Raw genomic sequence first — 18,274 nt, 5'->3', positions numbered from 1 at the left:
CTTGATCGTTCTCAGGGGCAGGTATAGGCCCTGAACCATGCGTTTTGAAACCCCTCTTGTCCCCGCCCGGCTGATCCGCCGCTACAAACGCTTTCTGGCCGATTGCACGCTTGAAGACGGGCAAGAGGTTACAGCCCATTGCGCCAATCCGGGATCGATGATGGGGCTGGCCGAACCGGGCGAGAAAATCTGGCTGGAACCCAATGACGACCCGAAGAAAAAGTTGAAATACGGCTGGCGACTGGTGGATCACGAAAACGGGCATTTCACCGGCGTTGACACCTCGGTTCCCAATCGCGCCTTAAGGGCAGCACTTGAAGCTGGCGAAATTCCTGAACTGGCCGCCTATGACATCGTCCGGCCCGAGGTGAAGTACGGCGAAAACAGCCGCATCGATTTCCTGCTGACCGGGCCGGGCCTGCCCGACGCTTTTGTTGAGGTCAAAAGCGTAACCCTCTCGCGCCAGCCCGGCCTGGCCGAGTTCCCCGACAGCGTCACGGCGCGGGGCACCAAGCATCTGGGCGAGCTGGCAGCTATGGCCGCGCAAGGGCATCGAGCGATCATGCTGTATCTGGTCCAACGCACCGATTGCGACCGGTTTGCGCTGGCGGCTGATATTGACCCGGCCTATGCGGCGGCGTTTGAGGCCGCGCAGGCGCAGGGGGTGGAACGATTGGTGTATGGGACGAAGATTTCGCCAGAGGGGGTATGGGTGGATATGAACGAAACCAAGTTCAGTGACAGATAATTCCGAATGACCGTATAGAGCCCAAAGCGGACTCGCATAACCACGTTCTTGCGCGTTCAATGGAGCAGTCGTTGCTTTGACGCATCTGATTTATGTCAATGCGCTCCTCACTTCCTGAGGTAATAGTGGTTTCCGGGAGTAGGAGGTCAGATGCTACGCAGTTTGCTCATATTTTTCTTGTGTGGAACGCTAGCGGCATGTGCATCTGATCGTGATGACTACAACAGGTTTGAAGTGAGGATGGACACTGGCGAGGACGCATTTTTATATTGCGTCGAGGATCCCGCTAAGGAAGGGGTATCCGGGCACAAGTTTACTGGAGATCGTCGAGTTGCCTCAGATTATCCACTTATGGCAGATGGGAAGAGCCATCTGGTGACCTACGAACTTTCGGATGGGGTTAGCTATTCTATTTATAGCCCAGTCGATGCGGAGCCATGCAAATCGCTGGTAGAAAGAGATGCTAATATATCGGCGGGTGAGGCAGGTGAGGCCGCAGCAGCATTTGCTGCCGGAGTATTGCTGGGCATTCTTATTTGCGTCCCCACATTTGGAGCTCTCTGCCCCTAACTATAGATTTCGCTCTCCGTCTGTTTTTAACCCTAGAATGGCGGCTTTGTCCGCAGACCGGAGCTTGCCCAATTTTCAGCCTCAACACAAAGACTGATGGCGACGTTCAAAACAACACTCAACCGGTTGACGCTTGAATTTACCGCTTTTTGCACCATCTGAAACCCGCAACCCTGCGCCCTCTGGTACTTTCTGCACAAGCAGCGTAAAAGGAATGCTGCGCGAAACATTTGGAGCTTAGCGTCGATGAAAGAACATCGTGGCCGCCTGACCAAAGACGGCATCCGCATCTATGAACAAAGCGACTTTGCCGGAATGCACGCGGCAGGGGCTTTGGCGGCGCGGATTCTGGATGATATTGCAGAACACGTCTTTCCCGGCCAGACAACCGGCGTAATTGACGGGCTGATTACTCAGATGGTTGAAGACGCAGGCGCAACCTCGGCCACGATTGGCTACAAGGGCTATCAGCATGCCAGCTGCATCAGCGTCAATCACGTCGTTTGCCATGGCATTCCGGGTGAAAAAAAGCTGAAGGATGGCGACATCCTGAACATCGACGTGACTGTCATCGTCGATGGCTGGTTCGGCGACACCTCGCGTATGTATGTGGCCGGGAAACTGCCGCGCAAGGCGGAACGGCTGATCCAAGTGACCCATGACGCGCTGTTCAAGGGCATCGAGATGGTCAAGCCCGGCAACACTTTCGGTGATATTGGCCACGCCATTCAGGCTTATGTTGAAGCGCACCGGATGAGTGTTGTGCGTGATTTCTGCGGCCACGGTCTGGGCCGCGTGTTCCACGCGCCGCCCAACGTTTTGCACTATGGCCGTCCGGGCACTGGCGCGGTTCTGGAAGAGGGTATGTTCTTTACCATCGAACCGATGGTCAACTTGGGCCGTCCTGAAACCAAGACACTGGCCGACGACTGGACTGCTGTAACCCGCGACAAGTCACTGTCGGCACAATTCGAGCATTCGGTGGGTGTCACAGCGGATGGGGTCGAGATTTTTACACTCTCGCCGGGCGACAAGTTCCACCCGACCTATTCCTCCTGATCGGCAGCCTGTTCGCGCATCACTTTCAGCAGCATCGTCTCCGCCCCCCACGGCGTCACCGCGTCGTGGATGAAAACAGGCGCGCGCATGGGCTTGCGCTCGGGGCCGGTAGAGGCTTCGGCGTCGTGGGAAAACGTCCAACTAAAGGGTGTCAGGGCGCGGTCCATGCCTGCACCTTAGCACAACAAAGGGTCAGAGTCCCAACAACTGGTGCGCTTGTGACATGTGCGTGATTACTTCGGCACCCAGATCTGCCAGCCTGTCGCCGCCGCCATTCGGTGCGTAGGCCAAACAGCGCATACCCGCCCGGGTGGCCGCAGTGACGCCGTTCTCGCTGTCTTCAATAACCACCGGGGCGTATGCTTCGAAGTGCTGAGCGGCCAGCTTGAACATCCTTGGGTCCGGTTTGCCAGTTCCCAGAACATGAGCCGAGAACATAACGTCCTTAAACCGGTCCCAGAGCCCATTCTGACCCAGGGTGATCTTCATCTTGTCCGGGCTGCCGTTTGACGCAACGCAGAACGGGATGCTGTTTTGATCCAATGCTGCCAAAAGCTCCGAGACTCCGGGCACCAAAGGGACACCCGCACGCAAGCGATCATAGGTTTCGGCATAAACCTGATCGATCCAGCCCTCGGGCAGATCAGCACCCATTGCACGCGCCTTGTCGCGCACCCCGACCATTGTTCCGCCTACAAACAGCGACATGCATTCAGGCAATGTCAGGTGCAGGTCATAGCCAGCTAGATTTTCAACCAGCACCTGGTTCGAGATCACTTCGCTGTCTACCAGAACGCCATCGCAATCAAAAATCACCAGATCATGCATCCGGTTCGTCTTTCCATATCAAAGAGATATACGTGTCGCCATATTTCCGACTGCCCTGCAACGTGAACCCGGCAGGTGGCTGCATCGGGGTGTTTTCTTCCCAAACCAGCAAGGCGTCATCAGCGACCCATCCACCGGCGGTTATTGCGGTCACTGCCTTTTGGCCCAACGCTTTGCCGTAGGGGGGGTCCAGAAAGATCAGATCATATGGGGCCTCCGGGTTGTCGCCCAGCCGGGTGGCATCGCGGCGGACCAGATCGGTACGCTCGGCGCTGTGGGTCAAGTCGATATTCTTGCGGATCAGCCCTTGGGCCACACGTCCGTCATCAACAAAGGTGACATGGGACGCACCACGCGACAGCGCCTCGAGCCCCAGCGCCCCGGTTCCTGCGAACAAATCCAACACGCGCAGGCCGTCAAAATCGATCTGGTGGGTCAGGACGTTGAAAAGACTTTCGCGCACACGGTCAGTGGTGGGGCGCAGATGTGCCCCCGCATCCCCTTTGCCGACCGAGGCCAAGGCGCGGCCCCGGAACTCTCCGGCGATGATTCTCACGCTTTAATCAGCGGCTTCAGGTCCGCGTCCGGATCCGCCACGATGGCCGGATCGGCCGTCTTGCCTGCGTCGATCAAGCGTTTGCCGACCATATACGCGCGTGGATCGTTCATTGCGTCAACAGCAATCAATTGGTCGCCCTTGTAGTACCAGAAGGACACGGTCTGCCCTTCGCCTTTCCGGGTCACAACGCGGTCATATCCGGTGTTCAGCCCGGCGATCTGCAGTTTGACGTCATACTGGTCCGACCAGAACCATGGGGTCGCCACATAATCCCGGGCCGCGCCCAGCATGTTCTGCGCGACGATCTCGGCCTGATCGATGGCGTTAGGCACACTCTCTAGCCTGATCCGGCCTTCACCGTGTGGAAACGAGGCACAATCGCCTGCCGCCCAGATTGACGGATCCGAAGTGCGGCCATGGGCATCGGTCTTGATACCATTGTCCAACTCAAGCCCCGCCATCTCAGCCAATTGGGTTGCGGGCGCGATGCCGACACCAACCACAACGAAATCAACCTCCAGCTCGGTGCCGTCGGTCAGAAGGGCGCCCGTGACCTTGCCGTTTTCGCCAATCAACCGATCCAACCCGACGCCTTCGCGAATGTCCGCACCATACTCGCTGTGCAATGCACGGAAATAGTCGCTGGTCTCGGGTGCTGCAACCCGTTGTAGAATACGGTCTGCCATCTCGACCAGAGTCACCTTGACGCCTCGCTTGGCGCAGACGGCTGCGGCCTCAAGCCCGATATAGCCACCCCCCAAGATCAACGCACGAGCACCTTCAGTGACCTTGGGCTCCATATCGTCGATATGCGCCAGATCGCGCACCACATGCACACCTTCCAGGTCGCCACCAATTGCAGCGGGCAGACGACGCGGATCGGACCCGGTGGTCAGCGCCAGTTCGTCGTAGGAAATGACCTCCTCCCCCAACGTCACAGTCTTGGCTTGCGGATCGATGCCCGTGACGCGCTGACCCAGACGCAGGGTGATGTTGTTCTCGGCATAGAAACTCTCGGGCCGCAGGAACAGGCGCTCCAGCTCCATCTCGCCCAGCAGGTATGCCTTGGACAAAGGCGGTCGCTGATAGGGCAAATGCGGTTCAGCGCCGACAAGGGTGATGTCCCCGTCGAACCCATCCTTGCGCAAACGCGCCACCAAAGATGCACCCGCCTGACCGGCACCGATCACGACAATATGGCTCATGTTTTGCCCACCCTGCAGTTTTCCCGTGGTCTCCGTGTTTGGACCACCTATATTGCGGCTAAGCCCAATTCTGCAAATCCAAACAACAGGAGCTGAAAAATGATTTCAACAGGAGACGCCCTTCCCGAAGCGACACTGACCCAGATGGGCGCGGACGGGCCGGAAGAGGTTCGGATTTCAGAAAAGACCAAGGGCCGCAAAGTGGTGATCTTTGCTGTTCCTGGGGCGTTTACGCCGACATGCCATTCCGCGCATGTGCCCAGCTTCATGCGGACGAAAGATCAGTTCGACGCCAAAGGCGTAGACGAAATCATCTGCATTTCGGTCAACGACCCCTTTGTCATGAAAGCTTGGGGCGAAGCCACCGGCGCGTCTGACGCCGGTTTGACCATGCTGGCAGATGCCGCATCAGAATTCACCAAAGCCATCGGCATGGATTTCGACGCCCCGCCCGTCGGACTGATTGCCCGGTCCAAACGCTATGCCATGCTGGTCGAGGACGGCAAAGTCACTGCCTTGAACCTGGAAGAAAACCCAGGCGCATGCGAAATCTCTGCCGGTGAAGGCCTGCTGGACGTCATCTGATAAAGTTCGGCCCCGGTTGTTCGGGGCCATCAAAATCCAAATTAACTTGATGCTCTTCCCTAATGCGCGAATACTTGATCCAGGCGTTTGGGGAGTTCTTTATGACACTTAAGACATTTTCACTTATCCTGAGCGGCTCCGCCATTCTAGCATCCTGCGGACCGGCACCCACCCCACAGCAACAAGCCGCGCGCCAGCACGAGATCGCGTGCCTGGGCGGAACTTTGGGCGGTGCGTTGATCGGTGGCGCAATCGGCAATCAATTTGGTGGCGGGTCGGGCAAGACAATCCTTACCGCTGCGGGTGCCGCGGCTGGTGGCTTTGAAGGCCAGAGATTTGCATGCTGAAAGGGTCACCCATGACACGCGGAATTATCATACTCATGATCACATTTCTGACCTCGGAAGCCGCCGCCGAAACCGTTGCAGAGCTGCATGAAAAAGAACTGAACGCCATTGATGCGAATAATGACGGGTTCTTATCAAAAGACGAGTTCAACGCATTCTCGGACTATGCATTTCAGGCCATGGATGAAGACAAAAACGGCACCCTGGGCCTGGAAGAGGCCAAACCGTTTCTGGACATCAAGCAGTTTCAGAATGTTGACCGCAACAAAGACAGCTTTATCTCAAGAGCGGAATATGATGCTCAGATGGATGAGGACTTCAACACGGCGGATCAGGATGGCAATGGCCAACTGGATTAAGCCTGTCACGACAGGAGCTTGGTATGAACAAATGGATTGGTTTGGGCGCATTGGCACTGGTCGCGGCCTGTGATGTTCCGCAGGCTACTGTGGTGACGGGACCGGATGGGCAGTCTCGCATTGAAATCAACCTTTCCGGGCTGACCTGCTATCAAAACCGCTGTCTGGACATAAACCCAGCAGCGCGGAGCGTGCGCCAGATTGGAAACAAGACCACCAGGATTCCTGCATCCATAGATGTCAACGACGGCTATGTCACGCCGGCCGAGTTTAGGCAGATGGCGACCACGGCCTCACTTGCCGGAGGCCAAGGCTCGGGAAATGATCGCTAGCACAGACTGTCCATCTTGCGTGCCAGTTTGGCATCCAATGAGGACAGACCACCTACGTCATGTGTGGACAAAACAACCTCGACCGTGCGGTACACGTTGAACCATTCGGGATGGTGGTTCCATTTCTCGGACCAAATCGCCACCTGGGTCATCCAGCCAAAAGCGGAAACGAAATTGTCGAAGATAAACGTTTTTGTGATCGCATCTCGGCCTTCGACCATCGTCCAACCGTTCTTGAACAGCGGATCCAGCAGCGGGCCGCGGGTTTCTGTCGACAAGAGTTCGGTCATTGCTGTTCCTCCGGGTTCGATTTCCTGAACGGACCGTAGTCCGTTAGAATCTCGATCTCTTCTCCCACTGCACGGCCTTCGGCGTCCAGATATTTTTTGACGGCATCAGCAAAACCCGGATCGCCAACCCAGTGCAAGCTATGCGTGCGCGTTGGCAAATAGCCCCGCGCCAACTTGTGTTCACCCTGAGCGCCCGCCTCGACCCGGGCCAGACCATGGGCAATGGCAAAGTCTATCGCCCTATAATAGCACAGTTCGAAATGCAGACAGGCATGATGTTCAACGCAGCCCCAATACCGGCCAAAAAGCGTTTCGCGGCCTATGAAGTTCAACGCACCCGCGATGGCATAGCCATCCCGCTCTGCCAGCACCAAGGCCATGTCATCTTCCATGGTTTCCTGTGCAATATCGAAGAATTGGCGCGTCAGGTAGGGCGAGCCCCACTTACGCGCGCCGGTATCCTGATAGAACCGCCAAAACGCATCCCAATGTTCCGGGCGCAACGCTTCGCCGGTCAGGGTGCGGATGTCACCGCCAAAGTCGTTGGCCTGCGCCCGCTCCTTGCGGATGTTCTTGCGTTTGCGCGATGACAGGGCAGCCAGGAAAGCGTCGAAGTCTGAATAGCCCTCATTCAACCAGTGAAACTGCTGCGAGCTGCGCAACATCAGGCCCATCTGTTCACCGGCCAACGCTTCGTCCTCGGTACAAAAGGTCGCGTGAACCGACGAAACCTGATTATCCGCCGCCAGTTGTACAGCGCCCTGCACCACAGCTGACATGCCGATCCTCTCGTATCCCGGGCGCACCAGGAAACGTCGTCCGGTAGCTGGCGTGAACGGCACTGCGATCTGAAGCTTGGGGTAATACCGCCCACCTGCGCTTTCATAAGCATGTGCCCAGCTATGATCGAAGATATACTCGCCCTGACTGTGAGATTTGGCATACATCGGGGCCGCTGCGATCAGCATCCCGTCAAGATAAGCAGTCAAATATTGCGGCTGCCAGCCTGTGCCGCGACCAACCGAGCCGCTTTCTTCCAGCGCCAGCAAAAACCGATGGGTTGTAAAGGGATCAAGAGGCCGCCCGCCATCAACGGCTTCGGGGCAAGCGCAGGCATCCCACTCTGCCGCAGAAATCTGCGACAGAGCACCCAGTACCTGAATTTCGATCTGTGCCTGATCCATATATCCTCCGCGCCTGCCCTTTATCTGTGACAGCCTGAAGGAGGTTCAAGCCGAATGCGCAGCCAGATACCCTTCGAAAGTCACATTGTCGGCAACTTTTCGAGCCTCTGCCTCTTGTTCGGGCGACCGGACAGTCCAGCACAGGATTGGCACCCCGTGCGCCTTCAATTCGGCCACGCGGGGGCGCGACAGGTCAGCGGCCTCGTGACTAATGAAACTTGCTCCGACACGATCAAAATCCGGTATACTTCTCAGATTGTCACAAACGTCTTGGGGCAAAAGTTCGACGCTGGGTTCGTAGGCGCAAGTGGTGATGCCGCGCGGCAGATGCGGGGCAAGCCGTGCCAGTTCAGCGACCGAGTTGGGATTGAAGGACATCAGGGCCACAGGACCGTCGTAACCCAGCAATGCGCGGACGGTATCCCGCTCCAACGCGCCCACATTTGCACCCATTGCACCGTCCTGATCTTTCAGTTCGATCAGCAGCGGTACCCGACCTGCCACCATCTCTAGGACCTCATCCAGCGTTGGAATGCCATCATCCCCATACAAAAGGGTCGCGCCAGAAGCTGCAGCCGCCGAGACCTGACGGATCGGCCCGGGCTGACCGGTCAGACGCGCCATATCATAGTCATGGAACACCATAGCCCGATCGTCCGATGTCAGTTGAAGATCGATCTCGATCCCGTAACCCGCTCCAATCGCTGCATGAATGGCCGCCCGGCTGTTTTCCGGGCGGTTGTCAGATATGTCATGCAGAGCCCGATGAGCAATCGGGACCTGCAAAAACGCGTTTGGCAAAGGTGGTATCATTCGACTTCGAAAATACCTTCGATTTCAACCGCCACGCCCAACGGCAGGGACGCCGCGCTGACAGCGGAACGCGAATGACGGCCCGCGTCGCCCAGCGCTTCGACCATGAAATCGGAGGCACCGTTGATCACCTGTGGCTGTGCTGTGAACTCTGCTGTCGAGTTTACAAAACCAGTCAGCTTGATCACACGCACCAGTTTCTCGATATCGCCGCCGCAGGCTGCCTTGACCTGCGCCAGCAGGTTGATCGCGCAAACCCGGGCCGCAGCGGCCCCGGCCTCAACGTCCATATCGTCGCCCAGTTTGCCGGTGATCAGTTCATCAGCTTTCGAGATCTGGCCCGAGACATAAACGATATTGCCCACGCGCACGAACGGCACATAGTTGGCAGCGGGTGCAGGCGCTTCATCCAGTGTGACACCCAGGGTTTCCAGTTTTGCGGCGATGCTCATTGAGAGGGTCCTTCCCTAAATTCGACTCTGCCGGACGCTAACCGGGAAGCTTGGATTGGGAAAGAAGGAAACCGGCAATTTCCTGTCAGCCTGCGATCTGAGCGTTTCTTTACTTATTGCGAGCTGTTGATCCTGGGTCACTTTACCCGCCCCCAAATGACAGGTTACACGCAAGGTGTTTCATTTAAGACCCGAAACGACTAGTGACAGAACTTGTGCCACCCCAGCACGTGGATTTTGATTGAATGTCCGGCGGACCATGTGTCGGACCATTTTGGGAGAAGCAAACCGTGCCAAGCAGATTGCGCCTGAAACATTTTATTGTCCTGTCATGCATGGCCATTCTGTCTGCTTGCGCTACTACCCCGCCCGAAGGGGCCTCGCGTAGCGACGTTTTTGATCCGTATGAGAACAACAACCGGGCAATCCACAAGTTCAACCTTGGTGTGGACCGATTTTTGTTCCGGCCTGCCTCGAAAGGCTATGTGAAGATCGTTCCTGATCCGATGGTGACCAGTTTCAGCACCTTCGCCGAAAACATCTCGCTGCCCGGGCAGGCCGTTGATTACTTGTTGCAGGGCAATCCGAAACAGATGGGCAACGCGTTGCTGCGATTCGTGATCAACATGACTGTGGGTGGCTTTGGTCTTTCCGCACCTGCGGATGAATTGAATCTGCCACCAGTGGATACCGATTTCGGCGAGACGCTGCATGTCTGGGGTGTGGGCGAAGGCGCATATGTTGAGCTTCCCTTCTACGGCCCATCCACCCAACGGGATGCGATCGGGGTTGTGATCAACTTGTTCTCGAACCCAATCAATTTTTCTCCGGTGCGACCGGTCGACAATATTGGCGTCTACGCCGAGATCGTGCGCCGCATGGGAGATCGCGGCCGGTTCTCGGATACAGTCGACTCGATTCTTTACGAAAGTGCAGACAGTTACGCGCAAGCCCGCCTGATCTTTTTGCAAAATCGCCGCTTTGAACTGGCAAGAGATGACGAAGACGCCTATCTGGATCTATATTCTGACCCCTATGCCGAAACCGGGACAGACCCGGTCAGGGACCCCTTTTTAGACCCCTACGAGGACCCCTATGCCGAATAACGAGTTGAACCGCCGTCACTTCATCGCCTCGGGCCTCGCGCTGGCCTTGCTGCCCATGCCTGCCTTGGCGCAGACCGAAGCTGCAGCCAAAGCGCTGGTCAACAGCGTGGTTGCTGACATCAATCGGGTGATCGATTCAGGCAAGTCTGAAAAGGCAATGCTGCGCGACTTCGAAAAAATCTTTGTTCAATATGGCGATGTCCCGATCATGGCTCGCTATGCACTGGGGGCGGATGCCCGCACGGCAAGCCCCGCCCAGCTGAAAAAATTCACCAAAGCGTTCCAGGGCTATATCTCGCGTAAATACGGCCGCCGGTTCCGAGAGTTTATTGGTGGCGAGGTTGACGTACGCAATGCGCGAAAAATCAAGGCCGGGTACGAAGTTCGGACGATGGTCAAATTGCGCGGCTCCGCCCCGTTTGACGTGACCTTCCTGGTGTCCGACAAGTCGGGCCGGGACAAGTTCTATAATATGTTCATCGAAGGCGTGAACCTTCTGCTGACCGAACGCACCGAAATCGGCGCTATGCTGGATGCCCGGAAAGGCAATCTGGATCAACTGATCAGAGATCTGAACAAAACAGGTTGACCTTGCGGCCGGGCGTGGCAACGCGCCAGCTCGAAGCCATTTCAGGCACATAACAAAGGGTCAGGTTCTTCTGACCCTTTTTTGTTTCGATTTCAGGGCGCATAGCTGCGTACCAAAGCGCCCGCAATCAAGGCCCAGCCGTCTGCTATGACAAAGAACGCCAGTTTGAATGGCAGGGATACGATTGCCGGAGGAACCATCATCATGCCCATCGACATCAACACCGCTGCAACAACTAGATCGATGATTAGAAACGGCAGGAAAATCAGAAAGCCAATCTGAAAAGCGCGCGCGATTTCGGATAGCATGAAAGACGGCATCAGGACGGATAGCGGCGCTTGCGCCGACAGTTCCATCTCATCCCCACCGGGTCGGAGGACTGCCATGGCATAAAAAGTATCCGCATCCAAGCGGGCTGCCATGAAAGTGCGGAAGGGATCCAGCGCCCGTTCCAGCGCGACCTCGACCCCGATCGTTTCCTCCATCATCGGGCGAATGCCACTTTCCCAGGCTTCGGTGAACACGGGGTCCATGATGAAATAGGTCAGAAACAACGCCAGACTGACAATCAGCATATTGGGCGGCGATTGCTGCAAGCCTATCCCCTGTCGCAGGATCGACAAGACTGTAACCAGAAACGGGAAACAGGTGATCATAACAGCCAGGCCCGGCGCTATGCTCAACACCGTGATCAAAAGGATCAACTGGATGGTCCGGGCCGATATCGACCCGCCCTCGCCAAGGGACAAAGTCACATCCTGCGCTGCAGCGAGCGATGGGGTCAGCACAATAGCCAGAGCCAGCCAGATCGCAAAGCGCATCAACCGATCCCGTTTTGAAGGTCGGCAATCTCGGTCAGGCGCACAGCCAATTGTCCGGCCTGGTCGCCCTCCATCTCTTCCAGCAAACCACGCGCAACCAGCTGGTCCCCGACGTAAAGGTCGACCGGATCTTCGATCCGTTTGTCCAGCGTCAGCACCGCATTCTCTCCCATATTGAGCAAATCCCGGATCAATGGGCGGGCGCGGCCGACCGAGACAGTCACCTCGATTGGGACCGATTCAAACGGGTTGGGTTTTTCGGTGTTCGGGGTCTGAGTGTCATTCATTGGACAAAGCCTCTCTTGCCTCAAAGACGTATGCGTCAAAAATCTGCGCAACGGTGGTCAGCAAGGCGCTGCAATCCACTTCGCGCCTGCTTATGCCGACTTGCAGGCGGGCCTGCCCCGGCTCGAGCCCGGGATCTTCGATGACCTCTGGCGCGGGCTGTGCACTTGGCGGCAAAATTGCTGCAACATCTTCGGCACGGCCCGTCGGCACCATGATCTGCATAGGTTGCTCCACATGCGCGCGCGCCATCTCCGACAGCTGTTCAACAAGAAGGGTGGCCAATCCCCGATCGACCATCTGCGGTAAGACTGTCTGCACCAGGCTTTCAAACATCGGCTCCAAAGACAGAGTCATTCGGGTCATCGCCTCGTGATAGGTGAAGGACATGTCCTCCAGCGATTGCGCGAGCTCTGCCGAAACCTTTCCGCGACTTTGCTCCTGCGCCTGAGTGGCATCCTCCCAACCAGCCCCATAAGGCTGGCATTGGATGCCGCGACCTTTCAGACAAGCGCAGTGTTCAGCCGCTTGACGACCAATCGCCTTGCGTCAATCTCACAACCTGAACCCGGTGGGGCATTGGAATTGGAGTTCGGGTGCGCGTGCGCAGCCTCGGCTTTCCTGTACCGGGATTCTATGATTGTTCTTGATATTGCACCGGGCGCATTTCTGCCCCCGCTGCTGGTTGACATCCCCCCACCATTGAAGCGGACGGCCAAAAAGGCCACGTCTGAATCGTATAAAGACGCGCAGTTGGCAGCATTGGACCTGCCGCTTCTTGAACAAGGGTTGAAGGACCAATTGTCCACGCGTTTTCTGCAAGGGGCCGACCGCAGATTGCTGGGTTTGAACCTAACCCCAGTTGGTCCTCGCAGCTCTGCCCCACCCGACGCAGCGCGCCTGCCAACGGGTTTGTCCGGCAATATTCGACTGACCTCTGTGCTGGACGACCTGCAGGATGTTCTGAATGCCGAGTTGCAGCAGTTCGACAACAAACCAGCCTGCATCACGACGTCCGAGCTTGGCTTCGCACACTGGTCAGGGGATGTACCCTTTTCTGCGCAAGTGTCTGCTTTGCGTACGGGTCTATTTAAGGAATTTGACCGTATTGATGAAAACAAGGCTCTCAGACTGGCAAAGCTGTATGCGTTCAACGGCTTTGGGGCCGAAGCGCTGGCTGCTTTGGCGCTGTCTGAAGCACCATCTGAAGACTTGGGCCGCATCGAGTTTGTCGCTCAGCTCGTAGACGACAAACCAATTAAGCCCCCCCATCCTTTCAGTGGATTGCAGCGTTGCAACAGTGACGCCGCGCTTTGGGCAGTATTGTCCGAAGGTACTCTGACACCTGACGCGGATGTTGAGGCGATCGAGCAAGCTTACGACAGTTTGCCGAACCACTTGCGCCGCCAATTCGGAAAACGTCTGTCCGAAATTCTCGTCAACGCACAACAGTTGGAGGCCGCCCGCAGAGTGATACGCTCGGTCGACCGTATCGAACAAAGCACCTCGGCAAGTACCGCACATGCCAAGGCCATAGTTGCTGCGGCAGAGGGGAACGACGTGCGCGAAGAGGAGTTGTTGACGGAGGTTGTTTCATCACCCAAAGCCACGGCAAATGCTCCGGTGGCGTTGGCCCGTTTGGTCGAAAAGCGCTGGGGCGAACGCAGCGCAGTCACTTCGAAAGAACTGGAACTGGCGGCGTCTTTTGCGGTCGAATACCGACGCTCGAACCTGGGCCCAACGATGGCACGCACGCACGCGATCGCCTTGAGCCTGAGCCAGGATTTCGAGCCAGCATTCGACATCATCCTGAACTTGCCAAACGGGCAGGACAGAACCCGCGCGTTCAATCGACATTTTCACCTACTGTCAGAGCGGTCCGACAACGTAATCTTTTTACGCCAAGCGTTCCACGTAATGCAGATGAGCAAGACCCCAGCCCTGTCAACGGACAGTGCAATCGCCGTTGGTGATCGGCTGGCGGCGCTTGGTTTTGCGGATCAAGCCATTGACCTGACAAACCGAGCAGAAGATCAAACGCACAAGACAGAAAGAGCGCGCGTGCGGGCCAAAGCGGCCCTTCTGTCGGGACGTCCGCACAAGGCTCTGATGGAGTTGGACGAAGACAAATCGGACGAAGCGCGCGCCTTGCGTGCACAGGCCCTGGGCAGAATTAGTGACTTTGCAGCAGCAGCTGAGATCATGCAAGATTTGGGGCAAGGCGAGGCAGCAAACCGCTTATACTGGCTGGCAGGGCTGCCGGACGATACCGTTGAACTACAGGGTGGGAAATACGCGGTCCTGAACCAGACAACGCAAGCCCTGTTGGACACCCCGGCACGACAGTTGGAAAAACCCCTAATGGACGCAGAGGGTCTGCTTGAGAACAGTGAAACGACACGCGAACGCATCTTTGAGATTCTGAATGCGGTCAATTTAAAATGACAAGTGCGCCTGCTGCTCTTCAGACAATCCAGTGCCAACATGAGAAAACTGCGTTTTGGGGTCAGTATTGCGATAGCGGCTCTCGGATTGGCTTGCGACGCAAACGCCATCAACATCTGGTCGGCGCGAAGAATTGAAAAGCGTTTTCTCAAATGATGCCCCGTTCCTAGGGCTTGGTGCCAGGAACAGGGACAGATTAGGCGCAACAGGCGTAACGCCGACTATTCAGTAGGGTGCCTCGACATCGTTCATCGAGACATAGACGGTTTTCATCTCGCTGAAGTGGTTGATTGCCAGTTTCGAGTTTTCGCGCCCCACGCCTGACATCTTCGATCCGCCAAACGGGGCTTCGACCGGCGCAAGGTTATAGGTGTTGATATAACAGGTGCCTGCTTCGAACCCGGCCACCACGCGGTGGGCGCGTGTCAGATCGCTGGTGAAGACACCGGCGGCCAGACCAAATTCAGTATCGTTGGCGCGGGCCATGACCTCGGCTTCGGTGTCAAAATCCAGCACCGACATGACCGGGCCAAAGATTTCTTCGCGCGCGATGGTCATATCGTCGGTCACGTCGGCAAAGACCGTGGGTTGCATGTAGAACCCGTCGCCATCAAGCCGGGCACCGCCATAGACCAAACGCGCACCCTCGGCCTTGCCTTTTTCGATATAGCCCAGCGCGATATTCATCTGATTTTCGCTGACCATCGGACCAAAGCTGACATCCTCGTCCATCGGGTCGCCGATTTTGGCGTTGGCCAGACGTTCGGACAGGCGTTTAAGGAAAGCTTCTTTGATACCCTTTTGCACAAACACGCGGGTGCCGTTGGAACAGACCTGTCCTGAGGAATAGAAGTTGCCCAGGATCGCGCCTGAAACCGCGTTTTCGACATCCGCGTCGTCAAACACGATCATCGGAGATTTGCCACCCAATTCCATGGTGACATGTTTCATGCCTTCGGCTGCTGCGGCATAGACCCTGCGGCCCGTGGGAACAGAGCCGGTCAGCGAGACTTTGGCCACACGCGGGTCGGTTACCAGCGCAGCACCTACATCCCCGTACCCCTGAATCACGTTGTAAACGCCTTTTGGCGCACCGGCCTCGATGAGGATTTCTGCCACTTTCAACGCCGAGAGGGGCGTGGTCTCCGAAGGCTTGAACACCATCGTGTTGCCGCAGGCCAACGCCGGAGCCCCCTTCCAGCACGCGATCTGAGTTGGATAGTTCCATGCCCCAATCCCGACGCAAACGCCCAAAGCCTCGCGGATCGTATAGACAAAATCACCCCCGCCCAGAGGAATGTGTTCGCCGGTCAGACTACAAGCCAATCCACCAAAGTATTCCAGCGCGTCCGCGCCCGAAGTGGCGTCTGCAACAGTGGTTTCCTGAATGGGCTTCCCGGTGTCATGGGTTTCAAGGACCGACAGATCATAGTTGCGTTCGCGCATGATGTCAGCGGCGCGGCGCAAAACCCGGCCCCGCTCGGTTCCCGACATCTCCGCCCAGGCCGCTTGCGCACTTTTGGCACTGTTCAGAGCCTGTTCAACAATCGCAGGAGTTGCCGAATGCAATCGCGCGATCACCTCGCCAGTGGCCGGGTAGATCACGTCGATGGCGGCACCATCTGTATCTTCGACATACGCGCCATCAATGAAATGGCTGGCCTGGGGCTGAAACTTCATACCGTGTCCTCTTCTCTTGCACCCGTCTGAACGGGACAATTGGTTCGTTGAATTCGGCCCTAAAGATTATTGATTGATCAGTCAATAAACTCATTCCAGCGGCGGGAACGTGCCGACTTTACCCCCAAACCTTGAAATTTTTGGTTAATGTTCTATTTATGTTCTACATAGTCAGAGGATAAACCGATGGCCCAGCACGCACGTCAACCTGCCCTGAACAGGCCCAGCAACGACTACCATCTGCTTCCGGTGACGGACCGGCAGATGCGCTATGCCCGGGCAATTGCCGAAAAGTCAGCATTGGAGATACCGGTCGAGGCACAACGTGACCGAAAGCTGCTTTCGGATTGGATTTCAACGCACAAACCGCGCAGCACGTCGCAATTCGACAATTACCCAACAGGCAAACAAGTTGCCTTCGCCGAGCGGATTTCACGCAGCAAGCGCCGCCCGATCCCTTCTGAGTGTTTTCGCGACAAGAAGATGATGTCGCGCTGGATCGATCACAACAAATAAACCCTACTTAGGGCCTTCATGACTATGATTGCGCGCATAAAGCGCGACTGCCGCTGCAACAAACATGCCCAGCAAGATGTATCCTGTCACAGCTTCGGACACGGCAAGCCCGCGACACAGGCCGGTTGGGGACATGTCGCCATATCCAACCGTCGTAAAAGTCACATACGAAAAATACAGAATATCACCCGGACCTTTTGCACCGACGACACAATGATCGTTGTATCCAAACGCGCCATAGACCGCAGCAAACAGGAACGGGACCACCTGTATGAAAGACACCCCCATCAGGAACAAAAGCCTTCGCGGTGATTTCACTTGGGTCATGTAGTACCAGGACTGCGACACCAGCCAGATCAACAGACCAACCGAAGCGATTGTGCCGATCGTGTCACCTGCGGTCGTTTCGCTCAGTCGAGAAAGGCCATACCAGGCGAGAAAGCTTGCCAGAACCAAACCCAACGCCGCCAGAAAGGTCGACTTCCACTCTTCCAGTGTTTTGGGTTTGCGGCGCATGAGTGCCCCTTCAAGCTGATTTCCAGGTGATCATCTGACCTAAAGCAATGGCCTGCAACCCGAATTCAATCCTGCCGTAAATGCGTCTCTCCCCGTTCACGCGCCAGCAGGATCTGCTTTTGCCGCTCGCGAAAGCGCATTTTATCTGCCTCGGACGTCTCATCGATGCACTGGTGGCAAGACACACCATGTTCGTATTCCGGGCGTTTCGTGTCCTCAGGCAAGATCGGTCGGCGGCAACCGTGGCAAAGCATGTGCGGCCCTTCAACAAGGCCGTGACCGACGGATACGCGATTGTCGAACACAAAACACTCACCCTGCCAGGTGCTGTCTTCAACAGGCGTCTCTTCCAGATACCGCAGGATTCCCCCTTTAAGGTGATAGACATCCTCAACCCCTTGCCCCAACAAGTAGTTGGTGGACTTTTCGCAGCGGATACCGCCGGTGCAGAACATGGCGACGCGTTTGTTGTGAAAGCGGTCCTTGTTTTCTGCCCACCACGCTGGAAAATCGCGGAAACTGGCTGTTTCAGGGTCTATTGCGCCTTCAAACGTGCCAATCGCCACTTCGTAATCGTTGCGCGTATCAATCACCACAACATCGTCCGAGCGGATAAGGTCGTTCCACTCTTGAGGCTCAACATAGTTGCCAACGCGGGCGCGCGGGTCGACATCCGGCTGCCCCATGGTCACGATCTCTTTCTTCAGTCGCACCTTCATCTTGCCAAATGGCGGATGATCCGAGGTCGCCTCTTTCCATTCGAGATCTGCGCAACCTGGCAAAGCGCGGATATGCGCCAGTACCGCATCAATACCGGCGCGTGGACCTGCGATGGTGCCGTTGATCCCTTCTTGCGCCAGCAGCAAAGTGCCGGTGACAGATTGCTCTCGGCACAGATCCAGCAGCGGATCACGCAGCGCGGCGGGATCCGGGAAACGGGTAAAGTGGTACAAAGCGGCGATTGTATACATAGGCGCGATTTACC

General features: G+C 56.6%; 25 protein-coding genes. 11 read left to right on the top strand and 14 right to left on the bottom strand.

Features of this window, described 5'->3' with window-relative positions:
- The first annotated feature begins 37 nt into the window (after positions 1-37).
- The 3 genes from sfsA to map all read left to right on the top strand — a co-directional run bounded on the left by sfsA (position 38) and on the right by map (position 2,377).
- On the top strand, positions 38-748 hold the full coding sequence (gene sfsA / locus GOV91_RS05885; RefSeq protein ID WP_171234788.1) for a DNA/RNA nuclease SfsA: 711 nt from the start codon (positions 38-40) through the stop codon (positions 746-748).
- 150 nt (positions 749-898) lie between these two features.
- Entirely contained in the window at positions 899-1,318 is a 420-nt protein-coding gene (locus GOV91_RS05880; protein ID WP_171234787.1) for a hypothetical protein, read from the top strand.
- Positions 1,319-1,564: 246 nt separating this feature from the next.
- Positions 1,565-2,377 carry a type I methionyl aminopeptidase gene (gene map, locus GOV91_RS05875; RefSeq protein WP_171234786.1) on the top strand — a complete coding sequence of 271 codons (813 nt, stop codon included), beginning with the start codon at positions 1,565-1,567 and terminating at the stop codon, positions 2,375-2,377.
- Here map and GOV91_RS05870 read toward each other — a convergent pair.
- From GOV91_RS05870 to GOV91_RS05855, 4 genes are read right to left on the bottom strand one after another with little or no spacing between them, the layout of a single operon-like run.
- Positions 2,365-2,544, bottom strand: coding sequence for a hypothetical protein (locus GOV91_RS05870; protein WP_171178272.1), 180 nt, complete (start codon positions 2,542-2,544; stop codon positions 2,365-2,367). The two genes, map and GOV91_RS05870, sit on opposite strands and share 13 nt — an antisense overlap.
- A 25-nt stretch (positions 2,545-2,569) precedes the next feature.
- Positions 2,570-3,205 carry an HAD family phosphatase gene (locus GOV91_RS05865; protein WP_171234785.1) on the bottom strand — a complete coding sequence of 212 codons (636 nt, stop codon included), beginning with the start codon at positions 3,203-3,205 and terminating at the stop codon, positions 2,570-2,572.
- A complete protein-coding gene (rsmD, locus tag GOV91_RS05860; protein WP_171234784.1) occupies positions 3,198-3,761 on the bottom strand; it encodes a 16S rRNA (guanine(966)-N(2))-methyltransferase RsmD in 564 nt (187 codons plus the stop codon). Before rsmD ends, GOV91_RS05865 begins: the two co-directional genes overlap by 8 nt.
- Positions 3,758-4,969 carry an NAD(P)/FAD-dependent oxidoreductase gene (locus GOV91_RS05855; RefSeq protein WP_171234783.1) on the bottom strand — a complete coding sequence of 404 codons (1,212 nt, stop codon included), beginning with the start codon at positions 4,967-4,969 and terminating at the stop codon, positions 3,758-3,760. Before GOV91_RS05855 ends, rsmD begins: the two co-directional genes overlap by 4 nt.
- Positions 4,970-5,068: 99 nt before the next feature.
- Here GOV91_RS05855 and GOV91_RS05850 point away from each other — a divergent pair, with 99 nt between their 5' ends.
- The 4 genes from GOV91_RS05850 to GOV91_RS05835 all read left to right on the top strand — a co-directional run bounded on the left by GOV91_RS05850 (position 5,069) and on the right by GOV91_RS05835 (position 6,592).
- The gene (locus GOV91_RS05850) at positions 5,069-5,554 is read left to right on the top strand and encodes a peroxiredoxin (RefSeq protein WP_171234782.1); all 486 of its coding nucleotides are present in this window, start codon (positions 5,069-5,071) and stop codon (positions 5,552-5,554) included.
- A 101-nt stretch (positions 5,555-5,655) separates the two neighbouring features.
- Positions 5,656-5,901: a glycine zipper 2TM domain-containing protein gene (locus tag GOV91_RS05845; RefSeq protein ID WP_171234781.1), complete on the top strand. Its 246-nt coding sequence runs from the start codon at positions 5,656-5,658 to the stop codon at positions 5,899-5,901.
- An 11-nt stretch (positions 5,902-5,912) separates the two neighbouring features.
- Positions 5,913-6,260: a hypothetical protein gene (locus GOV91_RS05840; RefSeq protein ID WP_254440603.1), complete on the top strand. Its 348-nt coding sequence runs from the start codon at positions 5,913-5,915 to the stop codon at positions 6,258-6,260.
- 23 nt (positions 6,261-6,283) lie between these two features.
- Positions 6,284-6,592, top strand: a complete 309-nt coding sequence (locus GOV91_RS05835) for a hypothetical protein (RefSeq protein WP_171234779.1) — start codon at positions 6,284-6,286, stop codon at positions 6,590-6,592.
- Here GOV91_RS05835 and GOV91_RS05830 read toward each other — a convergent pair.
- Genes GOV91_RS05830 through GOV91_RS05815 form a run of 4 tightly spaced genes read right to left on the bottom strand, consistent with a single transcriptional unit; the run spans position 6,589 to position 9,331 of the window.
- Positions 6,589-6,882 (bottom strand): 4a-hydroxytetrahydrobiopterin dehydratase, encoded by a 294-nt coding sequence (locus GOV91_RS05830; RefSeq protein ID WP_171178288.1) that lies wholly within the window; start codon positions 6,880-6,882, stop codon positions 6,589-6,591. The two genes, GOV91_RS05835 and GOV91_RS05830, sit on opposite strands and share 4 nt — an antisense overlap.
- Entirely contained in the window at positions 6,879-8,066 is a 1,188-nt protein-coding gene (locus GOV91_RS05825) for a GNAT family N-acetyltransferase (protein ID WP_171234778.1), read from the bottom strand. Before GOV91_RS05825 ends, GOV91_RS05830 begins: the two co-directional genes overlap by 4 nt.
- 45 nt (positions 8,067-8,111) lie before the next feature.
- Complete coding sequence (locus GOV91_RS05820; RefSeq protein WP_171234777.1) at positions 8,112-8,879, bottom strand: glycerophosphodiester phosphodiesterase family protein; 768 nt, start codon at positions 8,877-8,879, stop codon at positions 8,112-8,114.
- Complete coding sequence (locus GOV91_RS05815; RefSeq protein WP_171234776.1) at positions 8,876-9,331, bottom strand: RidA family protein; 456 nt, start codon at positions 9,329-9,331, stop codon at positions 8,876-8,878. The genes GOV91_RS05820 and GOV91_RS05815 overlap by 4 nt, the downstream gene beginning before the upstream one ends.
- A gap of 290 nt (positions 9,332-9,621) precedes the next feature.
- Between GOV91_RS05815 and GOV91_RS05810 the strand changes: the two genes are divergently transcribed.
- The gene (locus GOV91_RS05810; protein ID WP_371732269.1) at positions 9,622-10,437 is read left to right on the top strand and encodes a VacJ family lipoprotein; all 816 of its coding nucleotides are present in this window, start codon (positions 9,622-9,624) and stop codon (positions 10,435-10,437) included.
- Complete coding sequence (locus GOV91_RS05805; protein ID WP_171234775.1) at positions 10,427-11,026, top strand: phospholipid-binding protein MlaC; 600 nt, start codon at positions 10,427-10,429, stop codon at positions 11,024-11,026. The genes GOV91_RS05810 and GOV91_RS05805 overlap by 11 nt, the downstream gene beginning before the upstream one ends.
- Before the next feature lie 92 nt (positions 11,027-11,118).
- On the opposite strand, the gene fliP is transcribed toward GOV91_RS05805, so the two are convergent.
- From fliP to GOV91_RS05790, 3 genes are read right to left on the bottom strand one after another with little or no spacing between them, the layout of a single operon-like run.
- On the bottom strand, positions 11,119-11,847 hold the full coding sequence (gene fliP, locus GOV91_RS05800) for a flagellar type III secretion system pore protein FliP (RefSeq protein WP_171234774.1): 729 nt from the start codon (positions 11,845-11,847) through the stop codon (positions 11,119-11,121).
- A complete protein-coding gene (locus GOV91_RS05795; RefSeq protein WP_171234773.1) occupies positions 11,847-12,134 on the bottom strand; it encodes a FliM/FliN family flagellar motor C-terminal domain-containing protein in 288 nt (95 codons plus the stop codon). Before GOV91_RS05795 ends, fliP begins: the two co-directional genes overlap by 1 nt.
- A complete protein-coding gene (locus GOV91_RS05790) occupies positions 12,127-12,522 on the bottom strand; it encodes a hypothetical protein (protein ID WP_171234772.1) in 396 nt (131 codons plus the stop codon). Before GOV91_RS05790 ends, GOV91_RS05795 begins: the two co-directional genes overlap by 8 nt.
- A gap of 246 nt (positions 12,523-12,768) precedes the next feature.
- Here GOV91_RS05790 and GOV91_RS05785 point away from each other — a divergent pair, with 246 nt between their 5' ends.
- A complete protein-coding gene (locus tag GOV91_RS05785; RefSeq protein WP_171234771.1) occupies positions 12,769-14,577 on the top strand; it encodes a hypothetical protein in 1,809 nt (602 codons plus the stop codon).
- Between the two features lie 225 nt (positions 14,578-14,802).
- Here the strand turns inward: GOV91_RS05785 and betB are convergent, their stop codons facing one another.
- The gene (betB, locus tag GOV91_RS05780; RefSeq protein ID WP_171234770.1) at positions 14,803-16,257 is read right to left on the bottom strand and encodes a betaine-aldehyde dehydrogenase; all 1,455 of its coding nucleotides are present in this window, start codon (positions 16,255-16,257) and stop codon (positions 14,803-14,805) included.
- Positions 16,258-16,443: 186 nt separating this feature from the next.
- On the opposite strand from betB, the gene GOV91_RS05775 reads away from it, so the two are divergent.
- A complete protein-coding gene (locus GOV91_RS05775; protein ID WP_171234769.1) occupies positions 16,444-16,773 on the top strand; it encodes a hypothetical protein in 330 nt (109 codons plus the stop codon).
- Positions 16,774-16,776: 3 nt separating this feature from the next.
- Here the strand turns inward: GOV91_RS05775 and GOV91_RS05770 are convergent, their stop codons facing one another.
- A complete protein-coding gene (locus tag GOV91_RS05770) occupies positions 16,777-17,289 on the bottom strand; it encodes a potassium channel family protein (RefSeq protein WP_171234768.1) in 513 nt (170 codons plus the stop codon).
- Positions 17,290-17,354: 65 nt separating this feature from the next.
- A complete protein-coding gene (locus tag GOV91_RS05765; protein ID WP_171234767.1) occupies positions 17,355-18,260 on the bottom strand; it encodes a rhodanese-related sulfurtransferase in 906 nt (301 codons plus the stop codon).
- Positions 18,261-18,274 lie beyond the last annotated feature (14 nt).

It is taken from the genome of Ruegeria sp. HKCCA6837 (genome assembly GCF_013034475.1).
Classification (GTDB): Bacteria; Pseudomonadota; Alphaproteobacteria; order Rhodobacterales; family Rhodobacteraceae; genus Ruegeria.
This window is presented reverse-complemented; position numbering and strand designations above follow the sequence as displayed.